The organism is Luteibacter sp. SG786 (assembly GCF_011759605.1).
Taxonomy (GTDB): domain Bacteria; phylum Pseudomonadota; class Gammaproteobacteria; order Xanthomonadales; family Rhodanobacteraceae; genus Luteibacter.
This window is the reverse complement of the sequence record NZ_JAAOYX010000003.1, coordinates 421,077-432,158: the sequence shown is the minus strand read 5'-3', so window position 1 is coordinate 432,158 and position 11,082 is coordinate 421,077. Positions and strand designations below refer to the sequence as shown.

Genomic DNA, 11,082 nt, shown 5'->3' with positions numbered 1-11,082 from the left:
GAGAGGGGTACACGAGGCATGCAGGAAACATGCCCCGGGGGGTCGATCAGTCTTTCAGTACGTAGGTGGCGCCGCAATAGGAACATTTGGACGTGCCGCCATCGTCCTCGATGGGGAGGTAAACGCGCGGGTGCGAGTTCCACAGGTACATGCCGGGCATCGGGCAGGACAGCGGCAGGTCGGCGCGAGTGACTTCGTAGCGGTTTTCGGCGTTCGCCGGGATCAGCGGCGCGGCCGCGGGATTGGGGCGCATGGGGAAACTCCGGGCGATGCGGTCAAACAGGGAGCAGCGATGGTAGCAAAAAAGAAAACCCGCGCCGTCGCCGGCGCGGGTTCCAGGGCCGTTCCGTAGCGAACGATTACTTCTTTTCGGCCGAAGCGTCGTGGGCCTCGGTGGTGATGCGGACCTTGATCTCGTCCGACACGTTGGGCACGTACGCGCCAACGCCGAAATCGGAACGCTTGAGGGTGGTGGTGGCGTCGAAGCCGACCGTCTGCACCTTCATCATCGGATGCGGACCCACCTTGTTCAGGGTCACGTCCAGGGTCACCGGCTTGGTCACCCCATGCACGGTGAGGTCACCTACCACCTTCAGCTTGCCCTTGCCCGCCGGGGTCACCTTGGTGCTCTTGAAGGTCACATTCGGGTACTTGGCGGCATCGAGGAAGTCCGCGGACTTCAGGTGCTCGTCGAGCTTCGGCACGAACGAGTCGAGTCCGGACAGCGGAAGGGTCGCTTCCACGGTGGCCTTGGACGGGTCCTTCTCGTCGTACACGAGTGTGCCGTCCACCTGGCCGAGGTTGGCCGTGGGGTTGGAGAAGCCGAAGTGGTTCCAGCTGAACAGCACCATCGTGTGGCCCGGATCGAGCTTATAGGTGACCGGCGCGGCAACGGCGGTACCGGCGGTGGCGACGAGGCCGGCAAGGACGAGATAGCGAAGGGCGCGCATGGTGAATCTCCTGCAGTGAGTGGTTGCGGATGGTAGCGGGACCTTCGCGGTCACCGCGGAAGAAAGGGTCAGAGGATCTGGGCGGCTTCGTCGAACGACAGGCGCGGCGAACGCTCGAACAGGTTGGTGCCTGCGTCACCGTACCCGATGTTCACCAGGAAGTTCGATTTGATCTGCGTTCCCGCGAAGAACTCCGCATCCACGCCGGCCTGGTCGAAACCGGACATCGGGCCGCAGTCGAGACCCAGCGAGCGCGCGGCCATGATCAGGTACGCCCCCTGCAGGGAACCGTTGCGGTTGGCGGTGGATTCGATCAGCGCGTTGTTGCCGACGAACCAGCTGCGCGCGTCGGCGTGCGGAAACAGCTTGGGCAGCTGCTCGTAGAAGGCGAAGTCCGTGGCGACGATGGCCGTGACAGGCGCCTGCATCGTCTTATCGCGATTGCCCTCCGAGAGGTAAGGCTCGAGCCGCTTCTTGCCGTCCTGCGACTTCACGAACACCACGCGCATCGGCGACGAGTTGGCCGCGGTGGGCCCGAACTTCGCCAGGTCGTAGATCCGGCGGATCTGCTCGTCGGTCACGTCCTTCGGCAACCAGGCGTTGTAGGTACGCGCGGTGAGGAACAGCTGGTCGAGCGAGGCATCGTTCAGGGGAGAAGTCATGGATATCCTTGTACAGTGACGGTGCGCCGAAGGGTCGGCATCGAAACAGTGTAAGCGCCACGACGCAGTTCGTGGACGGGCAACCAGGGAACGAACTGTGCCGAAATCGACAACAATCGATCCGATCGGAGAGTTGCCGCCCGACTCCTGCTGGGTGCTGACCGACGGTGCGGCGGGCAACCGCCGCCAGGCGCTCGCGCTGGCGGAGGCCCTCACGCCGTCGATCCGGGAGATCGTGGTTTGCCTGCGTCCGCCTTGGTCGTGGTTCGCCCCGCGGGCGTTGCCGGGCGCGCGGCTTGCCCTCGGACGCGACCAGGAGACCCTGCTGCCGCCCTGGCCGAAGCTGGCCATCGGGTGCGGGCGCCAGGCCGCATGGGCCACGCGGCACATTCGCCGCTGGTCGGGCGGCGCCTGCCTCGCCGTGCAGATCCTGGATCCGCGCATCGACCCGAAACACTGGGACCTCGTGGTCGCACCGAAGCACGATGACCTGCATGGCGACAATGTGCTCACCCCCCTGGGCTCGCTGAACCCCATCGACGATGCCTGGCTGGCCGACGGACGCGATGCGTTCGCCCGCTTCGCCCTGTTCCCGGAACCGCGGCTCGGCGTGCTGGTCGGCGGCGCGCGGCATGGCTCGGCGTTCGACGTCCAGGCAAGCGAGGCCTTCCTCGCCGCCGTCCGGGCCCGGCATGCGAGGGAGGGCGGCTCGGTGCTCGTCGCCGTTTCGCGGCGAACGCCCGCGGCGATCCTGCCACGCATCCGCGAGGCCTTCGCCGGCGTGCCCGGCATCGTCTGGACCGGAAGCGCCGACGGACCCAATCCCTATCCCGGCATCCTCGGCTGGGCCGACCGCCTGGTGGTCACGCCCGACTCGGTGAACATGCTGTCGGAGGCCTGCGCCACGGGGCGTCCGGTATTCACCAAGCTGACCGGCCCCCTGCCCGAGAAGCTGGCGCGTTTCCATGCGGAGTTGCGAGCCGCCGGGCTGTTGCACGACGTCGACGGGGGCACGCCGGAGGCCCAACCGCCGCTACGGGAAACCGCGACGATCGCCGCAGAAGTGCGCAAACACCTGGGTCTTCCGTAGCGTTGTGGGAGCTGGCTGTGCCGGCGATCCCGCGGCAGCGGGCAAAGTTAACTGCGAGCACCCATCGCCGCTGAAGCGGCTCCCACACAGAGCAGCTACGGGCGGCGGGTGGCTTGCCGCGATTTCCTCGTCAAGCGTCCACGTAGCGGGCGGCGTCGCCAACCCAACGGGCGATCAGGCGCTCGCAGCGGTCCGGGTGGTCTTTCATCATCGCTTCGGCCACGCGCTGCACGTCTGGCATCAGGTGGGCATCGCGCGCGAGGTCGGCGATGCGGAACTGCAATTGGCCGGTCTGACGCGTGCCCAGGACTTCACCCGGGCCACGCAATTCCAGGTCTTTCTCGGCGATGCGGAAGCCGTCGTTCGTTTCCCGCATCACCTGCAGTCGTTCCTTCGCCAGCCGGGACAGCGGCGTCTGGTAGAGCAGCACGCAGTTGGAGGCGACGGAGCCGCGACCCACGCGCCCGCGCAGCTGGTGCAACTGGGCAAGGCCGAGCCGCTCGCTGTTCTCGATCACCATGAGGCTGGCATTGGGTACGTCGACGCCCACTTCGATCACCGTGGTGGCGACCAGCACCGCGAGCTCGCCGGCCTTGAACGCATCCATGATCGCCTGCTTTTCCTTCGGCTTCATGCGCCCGTGGATCAGCCCCACGGAAAGGTCGGGCAACGCCGCGGTGAGTTCCGCATGGGCCACCTCGGCGGCCTGTGCGTCGAGTTGTTCCGATTCTTCGATGAGGGTGCATACCCAATACACCTGGCGACCCTGCATGCAGGCGGCATGGATGCGTTCCATGACGTCATAGCGGCGTTCGTTCGAGATCGCCACCGTCTGCACCGGCGTGCGGCCCGGCGGCAGTTCGTCGATGGACGATACGTCGAGGTCGGCATAGGCACTCATCGCCAGCGTGCGCGGAATGGGCGTGGCGGTGAGCACGAGCTGGTGCGGAATGAGGTCGCCCTCGGCGCCCTTGTCGCGCAGGGCGAGGCGCTGGTGCACCCCGAAGCGGTGTTGCTCGTCCACGATCACGAGGCCCAGCCGCTGGAAAGCGACCCCTTCCTGCATGAGCGCATGCGTGCCCACGACGACGTGCGCCGTGCCTTCCGACGCGTGGGCGAGCGCGTTCTTGCGCGCCCTGCCCTGCACCTTGCCCGCCAACCATTCGACCGTCAGACCCAGCGGCTCGAGCCACGCGCGGAAATTGCGCAGGTGCTGTTCCGCCAGGAGTTCAGTCGGCGCCATGAGCGCCACCTGGTAACCCGCCTCCACTGCAGCGGCCGCCGCCAACGCGGCGACCACGGTCTTGCCGCTGCCCACGTCGCCCTGTACCAGGCGAAGCATGGGATGCGGACGCGCGAGGTCGCGCGCCACTTCCTTCGACACACGCGCTTGCGCGCCGGTCAGGGGAAACGGCAGGCCCGCCAGCAGGCGCTCGCGCAATGCGCCGGCACTTTTCAGCGCGGGCGCTTTCCGTTTCTTCACGGCGGCGCGCATGCGCCGCAGCGTGAGGTGCTGGGTGAGCAGTTCTTCAAACGCCAGGCGCTTCTGCGCGGGGTGGTGCCCCTCGCCCAATTGCCGCAGATCCACGTCCGGCGGCGGGCGATGCACGTACAGCAAGGCATCGCGCAGCGACGTCATCCCTGAAGGAAGCGGAAGATCGCCCGGAATCAGTTCGAGCCGGTCGTCCGCGGGCAGGTGCGCGAGCGCGCGGGAAACCACACCGGCGAGGCGCCGGGGCCCCAGACCCTCCGTCGTCGGATAGACGGGCGTGAGCCGCTCGTCCACCACCACGGGCTCGTCGGGGTCGATGCGCTGGTATTGCGGGTGCACCATTTCCAGGCCCTGCGGGCCCTGCCGCACCTCACCGAAGCAAAGAAGGCGAGTGCCCTTGCCGAGATGGTCCACCTGCGACTTGCGGAAGTGGAAGAAACGCAGCAGCAAGACCCCGCCCGATTCGTCACCGATGATCACTTTCAACTGCGGACGAAAACGGAAACCGCGCTCCACGAAGTCGACGATGCCCTCGACCTGGGCGCGGTCTCCCGGCCGCAGGTCGGCAAGCGGCATGACGCGGGTACGGTCCTCGTAACGCAGCGGCAAGTGAAACCAGAGATCCTGCACGGTGCGCAGACCCAGCCTGCCGAGGGTTTCGGCGAGGGCCGGGCCCACGCCACCCAGGGACGTCAGCGGCGCGCGGCCCTGGTCCGCCGAAACGGCGGATGTCGGCGTGGAGCGGGCGGCGGCCACGGGAATCGCTGTCGCCTCAGGGCAGCACGAGGATGGCGTCGACCTCGACCTGCGCGCCCTTCGGAAGCCCCGATACCTCGATCGTGGAACGCGCCGGATACGGCTGCTGGAAATACTCGGCCATGACGGCGTTCACCGCGGCGAAGTTGCCGAGGTCGGTCACATAGATACCCACGCGCACGATGTCCGAGAGCTTGCCGCCCGCGGCTTCGGCCACGGCCACCAGGTTGTCGAACACGCGGCGGGTCTGCGTCGTGATGTCGCCCTCGACGAGATTGCCGGTGGCGGGATCGAGCGGAATCTGCCCCGAGAAGTACACGGTGTTGCCGGCGCGAACGGCCTGCGAATAAGGGCCGATGGCAGACGGTGCCTTGTCGGTGGCGATAGTGCTGCGGGTCATGGGCGCTCCTCGATGATGTATCCCGAGAGTCTAGCGAGGAACCGCTCATTGTAGGAGCCGCTACAGCGGCTCCTACAACGGATGGCGATAGACGCCGCTGACCACGCCGGTGCGCCGCACTCGCCGCATGACGTCGGCGAGGTGTTTGCGGCCCTTCACCTCGATGGCGAACAGCAGCGTGGCAGCCGTGCTGTCGCGCTCGATGTATTCCACGTTCTCGATGTTCGATCCGGCGTCGGCGATGGCGGCGGCGACGGTCGCGAGCACGCCCGGACGGTTGAGCACCTCGATACGCAGCTCGGCGCGGTAGTCGCCCGACACGTCGCGGTCCCATTCGATGGCGACGATGCGCTCCGGCGTCTTGCGGAACTCGGCCACGTTCGGACATTCCACGCGGTGCACCACGATGCCCTTGCCCGAAGAAAGGAAGCCGACGATCTCGTCGCCCGGCAGCGGGTGGCAGCAATTGCCGAAACTGAGCACGCCACGCTCGGCGCCGCTGATGCGGATCTTCTCCGCCGAATGCTCCACCGGGGCCGGCGTCCGTTCCTCGTGCGGCCCGAGCAGCGACACCAGCTGCGCGGCCACCTGGTCGGCGAAACGGTTGCCGAGCGCGATCTCGGAGAGCAGTTCCTCCAGCCGTTTCAGCTTGGAGTCCTCGAGGAAGCGGTCGAGGGCAGCGGCAGGAACGGCATCGAGGCTCAGGCCACGCGCATCGAGCGCGCGATCGAGCATGCGATGGCCGAAATCCACGGCGTCCTCGTGTTGCAGGTGCTTGAGGTACTGGCGAATGGCCGTACGAGCCTTGCCCGTGACGACGGCCTCGAGCCACGCGGGATTCGGCACGGCGGAAGGCGCCGTGATGATTTCCACCTGCTGCCCGGACACGAGCCGCGTGCGCAATGGCACCAGTTTCTTGTCGACGCGCGCCGCCACGGCATGGTCGCCGACGTCGGTATGCACCGCGTAAGCGAAGTCGAGCGCGGTGGCATTGCGCGGCAACGAGAAGATGTCGCCACGCGGGGTGAACAGGTAGACCTCATCGGGGAAGAGGTCGATCTTGACGTTCTCGAGGAATTCCGAGGCGGACGGCGTGTTCGCCTGGCTGTCGGCGAGCGCCGAGAGCCATTCGCGCGCGCGCGCCTGCGCGCTGTTCGCGGGGCCGGAATCGCTCTTGTAGGCCCAGTGCGCGGCGACGCCGCGCTCCGCCACCGATTCCATCTCCGCCGTGCGGATCTGGATCTCGATGGGGGCGCCGAACGGACCCAGCAGCACCGTGTGCAGCGACTGGTAGCCGTTGCCCTTGGGAATGGCGATGAAATCCTTGAAACGGCCGTCCACCGGCTTGTAGAGACCGTGCACGGCACCGAGGGCCATGTAGCAGTGCATGGCCGAATCGGTGATGACGCGGAAGCCGTAGACGTCCATCAGCTGCGCGAACGACTTGTGCTCGTTCCGCATCTTCGAATAGATGCTCCACGCCGACTTGATGCGGCTGACGGCGCGGCCGGGAATTTTCTCCGCGGCAAGACGGCCCTCCAGGGCCATCTCGATCTTCGCCATGGCCTCGCGCCGGTTGCCGAGGGCCGCACGGATGCGCTCGCCGATGATCCGGTGACGGTCGGGATAAAGGGCCTTGAAGCCGAGATCCTGCAACTCGGCCTTGAACTTGTTCATGCCCAGGCGCTGCGCGATGGGGGCGTAGATTTCCAGCGTCTCGCGCGCGATGCGCCGGCGTGACGGGGCGTCCTTCGCACCCAGCGTACGCATGTTGTGCAGGCGGTCGGAGAGCTTGATGAGGATGACGCGCAGGTCGCGCGCCATCGCCAGCAGCATCTTGCGGAAGCTCTCGGCGTCCGCCTCGGCGCGGCTGGAGAAACGCATCTTGTCCAGCTTCGTGACGCCGTCGACCAGTTCGGCCACGGTTTCGCCGAACGCGCCGGCGAGTTCCTCGCGGCTCAGCTGGGTGTCTTCGAGCGTGTCGTGCAGGATGGCCGCGATGATGGTTTCGGCGTCGAGACCGAGGTCGGCAAGCACATGGGCGACCGCCACCGGATGCGTGATGTACGGCTCACCGGACTTGCGCGTTTGCCCTTCGTGCGCCGCGGCGCCTACGAGATAGGCACGGCGGATGCGCATCACCTGATCGTGCGGCAGGTACGCGCCCACGCGTTCTTCCAGCGCCTGCACATAAGGAGGCACCGGTTGGTCATCGACCACGTCGGTCAATTTTTTCGCAGGAATGACGTTCATGGGAGAACCTTCCGTCTTCAGCCGACGGGGCCTCCCGTGCGCGGCCTCAGGAGCCGCGCGTCAGCGAGCGCAGGATGCTGATGAATGCAGGGCCGACAGCGACCCGGCGTCATCAGTCATCTCCGCCCTTCGAGAGGTCGTCGTCCACTTCCGTGGCGGCCCACTCGAGGGCTTCGCGCTCGGCACGCTCACGCGCGGCGCGGTCGATCTCGTCGATCATCTCGTCATTGACGCGACGATCGGCGATTTCGCGCAACGCGAGCACGGTCGGCTTGTCGTTGCTCGGATCGAGGGTCGGCTCGGCGCCCTTGGAGAGCTGGCGGGCGCGCTTCGTCGCCATGAGCACGAGCTCAAAGCGGTTGTCGACTACCTCGAGGCAGTCTTCGACGGTAATACGGGCCATTTCAAATCCTTGACATCAAAGACACTTCTGACTGTGCAGTGTACCGGCCCCAGCCGTTGGCTGGCAATCGGGGGAGGGGTATGATGCGCGGTTCTGACCAGGACGGACGGCAGTGGTGCAAATAATAATACCGCGCGGTACAATAAAGAACCGCCCCACCCCCAAAGCCGCTTCAATGCACCCCAGAACCCTGTCCCGGATGGTACGCAACGCCCTCGGCGTCCTGTTCGTCGCCCTCCTGGCGGCCTGCCACGTGGCGCCGCCCCGTACCGACGACCCGAACGAGAAGTTCAACCGCAAGGTCTACGCGTTCAACGACAAGCTGGACAAGGCCGTGATCCGCCCTGTGGCCGTCGGCTACCGGAAGATCACCAACCCGCCCGTCCGCACGGCCATCAGCGATTTCTACACGAACATCCGCCTGCCGATCACCGTGGCCAACGACCTGCTCCAGGCCCGGCCGAAGCAGGCCCTGCAGTCCACCAGCCGGTTCGTGGTCAACCTCACCATCGGCTTCCTAGGCTTCAAGGACCCGGCCAGCCTGCTCGGCCTGCCGCTGGAAGAGAACGATTTCGGCGTCACCCTGGCCCGTTGGGGCGTGCCCGAAGGCGACTTCCTGATGCTGCCCTTCGTCGGCCCCACCACCGTGCGCGACGTCTGGCGCCTCCCCGTCGACAGCTACTTCTTCGACCCGATCAGCTATTACTCGCGCAACCACGACTTCAAGTATGGCCAGCAGTACGTGCCGCAGGTGCTCTATCTCGTGACGCTGCGCTCGCGCGGCATCGATGCCGAGAGCTTCCTCGCGTCGGCCTACGACCCGTACGTGTTCATGCGCGACGCCTATCGCCAGCAGCGGCTTTACAAGAACTACTACGGCAACCCGCCGCCGGAAGCCATCGAACAGATGCAGGGCCTGAACGACAACCAGGATTTCGACCCCGACAAACTCCTGGAAGAACAGCACAGCTGGGAACGGAAGAACGGCGAACAGCCGGACTGAAACCAGGAAAGGCCGCGATCAAAGAAGGGCGCCCTCCGAGGAGTGGCGCCCTTTTTTTAATGCTACATGCTGCCCTGTGGGAGCCGCTTCAGCGGCGATACGTACCTGCGGGAGTGCCCGCTGCCGCGGGATCGCCGGCATAGCCCGCTTCCACAAAAGTGGGCGTCAGGCCGTGCCGAGCAGGGATTCGACGCCGGATACGCGTGCGAGGGCCAGCAGGCCGGCGGGGGCACGAGTCACCGCGATGGCCCTGCCCTTGCCGCGCGCGTGGGCAAGGAGTGCCAGCACTGTGGCGAGCCCTGCGCTGTCGGTCTGGCTCACCCCGGAAAGATCGAGGGACACCTGCGTGCCGCGGTCCAGTTCGGCGCGTGCCGTGTCGAGCACGTCGCCCGCGGTAGCGAACGTAAGGGCGCCGGATACCGCAAGGGTATCCGGCGCCGGATGGCTCAGCTGGAAGTCGGACGACTTCACTGCCCCGCGCCACCGCGCTGGCCGGCGCTGCCACCGTCCTGCTTCAGCTGATCGATGGCGGCCGAACCCTTCTGCTCCAGGTCGACGATGAGTTGATCGAGGCCTTCCTTCTTGATCTCGGCATCGACCTGGTTGCGGTAGTTCGTGATGTACGAGATGCCCTCGATGATCACGTCGTACGCCTTCCAGTCGCCGCTCTTGGACTGACGGAACGCGTAGTCCACGGAAACCGACTTGCCGTCGTCGAGCATCACCTGCGTGCGGACCACGGTGCGCTTCTTGTTGAGGTCGCCGCTGAACGGCAGCACCTTCACGCGGCCGCGCGTGTAGTTGAGCAGGCCTTCCGCATAGCGGTGGGTGATCGAGTTGTAGAACGCCTTGGCGAAGCGCTCGCGCTGCTCGGGCGAGGCCTTGGCGGCGTTCTGGCCCAGGACGAGGATCGACGCGTAGTCGATGTCGAAGTGCGGCAGGAAGGTGTCATCGATGACAGCGATGAGTTTTTCCTTGTCGTTCTTCAGCTCGGCCTGGTGCCCTTCGATGGCCTTGGCCAGATCGTCGGAAATGGTGGTGACGATCTGCTGCGGGGACTGGTTGGCGGCCGTGGCCGCCGGAGCTGCCGCGTCCTGAGCGACGGCGGGCAAGGCCGTGGTCGCGGTGACGGCGAGGGCAATGGCTAGGGAAAGCTGACGCAACATGCGGTGTCTCCTGGGCCGGCCTTACTTCTTGCCGGCGTTGTCTGTAGCGGCGCCCTGGGCGCCGGGCTTGTTCTCGCTCGGCGATCCGTTCACCAGGAACTTGCCGATCAGGTCTTCCAGCTGAAGCGCGGACTGGGTAAGCACGAAGCTGTCGCCGTCCGCCAGGTATTCCGGCGACCCGCCGGGCTGGATCGCAACATACTGGCTGCCGATCAAACCGCTTGTGAACACCGCGGCCGAGGAGTCATCAGGTATCTGGGAGTAGCGCTTGTCGATCGCAAGGGTGACCGTGGCTTCCACGGCGCCGGGCTTGACCACCACCGATTCCACGCTGCCGATGGGCACGCCGGCCATCTTGACCGCGGCACCCGGCTGGAGGCCGCCGATATTGGTGAAGCTTCCGGTCACGTGGAAGGTGCCGCCCAGGCGATCCGGCGCGCTTCCGCCGCCGAAGAACTTGCCGAGCATCTCTTCCAGCTGCTGGGCAGGACGGGTCAGGCCGATTTCGCCCCCCTCCTTCACCGGCGTCTTGGACTGCCCGAACTGGATGCCCACGTACTGGTCGCCCAGCAGGCCGCTGGTGTAGATCGTGGCCACGGAATCCTCGGGGATGTCCTTGTGGCTCTCGTCGATGGCGAGAGTGACTTTCGCCTCTTCCTTGCCCGGCACCAGGTCGATCGCCTGCACCGAGCCGACGCGCACGCCGGCGACCTTCACCGGCGCGCGAACCTTCAACTGCCCGACGTTGGCGAAGCGCGTGTCGATGGTGTACGTGTCGCCACGGCTGGTGTTAGCCACCGAGGTGGTCTGGGTGGCGAGGTACGCCAGGGCGGCGAAGCCGAGCACGATGAACAGGCCGGTGCCGACGGCATAGGAACGTCTCTGGGTCACGGCACGATCCTCGGAT

At 66.3% G+C, this 11,082-nt stretch carries 12 protein-coding genes; 2 read left to right on the top strand and 10 right to left on the bottom strand.

Features of this window, described 5'->3' with window-relative positions; translation table 11 throughout:
* Nucleotides 1–46: 46 nt before the first annotated feature.
* The 3 genes from FHS47_RS17885 to FHS47_RS17875 all read right to left on the bottom strand — a co-directional run bounded on the left by FHS47_RS17885 (nucleotide 47) and on the right by FHS47_RS17875 (nucleotide 1,612).
* Nucleotides 47–253, bottom strand: coding sequence for a zinc-finger domain-containing protein (locus FHS47_RS17885; RefSeq protein WP_167031395.1), 207 nt, complete (start codon nucleotides 251–253; stop codon nucleotides 47–49).
* A 106-nt stretch (nucleotides 254–359) separates the two neighbouring features.
* On the bottom strand, nucleotides 360–950 hold the full coding sequence (locus FHS47_RS17880) for a YceI family protein (protein ID WP_167031392.1): 591 nt from the start codon (nucleotides 948–950) through the stop codon (nucleotides 360–362).
* A 68-nt stretch (nucleotides 951–1,018) separates the two neighbouring features.
* The gene (locus FHS47_RS17875; protein ID WP_167031387.1) at nucleotides 1,019–1,612 is read right to left on the bottom strand and encodes a malonic semialdehyde reductase; all 594 of its coding nucleotides are present in this window, start codon (nucleotides 1,610–1,612) and stop codon (nucleotides 1,019–1,021) included.
* A gap of 97 nt (nucleotides 1,613–1,709) precedes the next feature.
* Between FHS47_RS17875 and FHS47_RS17870 the strand changes: the two genes are divergently transcribed.
* Nucleotides 1,710–2,702: a mitochondrial fission ELM1 family protein gene (locus FHS47_RS17870; RefSeq protein WP_208382128.1), complete on the top strand. Its 993-nt coding sequence runs from the start codon at nucleotides 1,710–1,712 to the stop codon at nucleotides 2,700–2,702.
* Nucleotides 2,703–2,832: 130 nt separating this feature from the next.
* On the opposite strand, the gene recG is transcribed toward FHS47_RS17870, so the two are convergent.
* From recG to rpoZ, 4 genes are all read right to left on the bottom strand, one after another.
* A complete protein-coding gene (recG, locus tag FHS47_RS17865) occupies nucleotides 2,833–4,956 on the bottom strand; it encodes an ATP-dependent DNA helicase RecG (RefSeq protein WP_167032331.1) in 2,124 nt (707 codons plus the stop codon).
* A gap of 10 nt (nucleotides 4,957–4,966) precedes the next feature.
* Nucleotides 4,967–5,350 (bottom strand): RidA family protein, encoded by a 384-nt coding sequence (locus tag FHS47_RS17860; protein WP_167031384.1) that lies wholly within the window; start codon nucleotides 5,348–5,350, stop codon nucleotides 4,967–4,969.
* Between the two features lie 72 nt (nucleotides 5,351–5,422).
* Nucleotides 5,423–7,603 (bottom strand): bifunctional (p)ppGpp synthetase/guanosine-3',5'-bis(diphosphate) 3'-pyrophosphohydrolase, encoded by a 2,181-nt coding sequence (locus FHS47_RS17855; protein WP_167031381.1) that lies wholly within the window; start codon nucleotides 7,601–7,603, stop codon nucleotides 5,423–5,425.
* A gap of 112 nt (nucleotides 7,604–7,715) precedes the next feature.
* Nucleotides 7,716–8,006 (bottom strand): DNA-directed RNA polymerase subunit omega, encoded by a 291-nt coding sequence (rpoZ, locus tag FHS47_RS17850; RefSeq protein ID WP_072323734.1) that lies wholly within the window; start codon nucleotides 8,004–8,006, stop codon nucleotides 7,716–7,718.
* A 199-nt stretch (nucleotides 8,007–8,205) separates the two neighbouring features.
* Between rpoZ and FHS47_RS17845 the strand changes: the two genes are divergently transcribed.
* Nucleotides 8,206–9,009 carry a VacJ family lipoprotein gene (locus tag FHS47_RS17845; protein ID WP_167031378.1) on the top strand — a complete coding sequence of 268 codons (804 nt, stop codon included), beginning with the start codon at nucleotides 8,206–8,208 and terminating at the stop codon, nucleotides 9,007–9,009.
* 165 nt (nucleotides 9,010–9,174) lie between these two features.
* On the opposite strand, the gene FHS47_RS17840 is transcribed toward FHS47_RS17845, so the two are convergent.
* The 3 genes from FHS47_RS17840 to mlaD are packed head-to-tail and all read right to left on the bottom strand — an operon-like array spanning nucleotide 9,175 to nucleotide 11,066.
* Nucleotides 9,175–9,480: an STAS domain-containing protein gene (locus FHS47_RS17840; protein WP_167031375.1), complete on the bottom strand. Its 306-nt coding sequence runs from the start codon at nucleotides 9,478–9,480 to the stop codon at nucleotides 9,175–9,177.
* Nucleotides 9,477–10,175 carry an ABC transporter substrate-binding protein gene (locus FHS47_RS17835; protein ID WP_167031372.1) on the bottom strand — a complete coding sequence of 233 codons (699 nt, stop codon included), beginning with the start codon at nucleotides 10,173–10,175 and terminating at the stop codon, nucleotides 9,477–9,479. The genes FHS47_RS17840 and FHS47_RS17835 overlap by 4 nt, the downstream gene beginning before the upstream one ends.
* Before the next feature lie 21 nt (nucleotides 10,176–10,196).
* Entirely contained in the window at nucleotides 10,197–11,066 is an 870-nt protein-coding gene (mlaD, locus tag FHS47_RS17830) for an outer membrane lipid asymmetry maintenance protein MlaD (protein ID WP_167031369.1), read from the bottom strand.
* Between the last annotated feature and the right edge of the window lie 16 nt (nucleotides 11,067–11,082).

What these genes read in the sequence shown, in the direction of transcription:
- FHS47_RS17885 (WP_167031395.1), bottom strand. Translation starts at nt 253, where the DNA reads ATGCGCCCCAATCCCGCGGCCGCGCCGCTGATCCCGGCGAACGCCGAA.
- FHS47_RS17880 (WP_167031392.1), bottom strand. Translation starts at nt 950, where the DNA reads ATGCGCGCCCTTCGCTATCTCGTCCTTGCCGGCCTCGTCGCCACCGCC.
- FHS47_RS17875 (WP_167031387.1), bottom strand. Translation starts at nt 1,612, where the DNA reads ATGACTTCTCCCCTGAACGATGCCTCGCTCGACCAGCTGTTCCTCACC.
- FHS47_RS17860 (WP_167031384.1), bottom strand. Translation starts at nt 5,350, where the DNA reads ATGACCCGCAGCACTATCGCCACCGACAAGGCACCGTCTGCCATCGGC.
- FHS47_RS17855 (WP_167031381.1), bottom strand. Translation starts at nt 7,603, where the DNA reads ATGAACGTCATTCCTGCGAAAAAATTGACCGACGTGGTCGATGACCAA.
- rpoZ (WP_072323734.1), bottom strand. Translation starts at nt 8,006, where the DNA reads ATGGCCCGTATTACCGTCGAAGACTGCCTCGAGGTAGTCGACAACCGC.
- FHS47_RS17845 (WP_167031378.1), top strand. Translation starts at nt 8,206, where the DNA reads ATGGTACGCAACGCCCTCGGCGTCCTGTTCGTCGCCCTCCTGGCGGCC.
- FHS47_RS17835 (WP_167031372.1), bottom strand. Translation starts at nt 10,175, where the DNA reads ATGTTGCGTCAGCTTTCCCTAGCCATTGCCCTCGCCGTCACCGCGACC.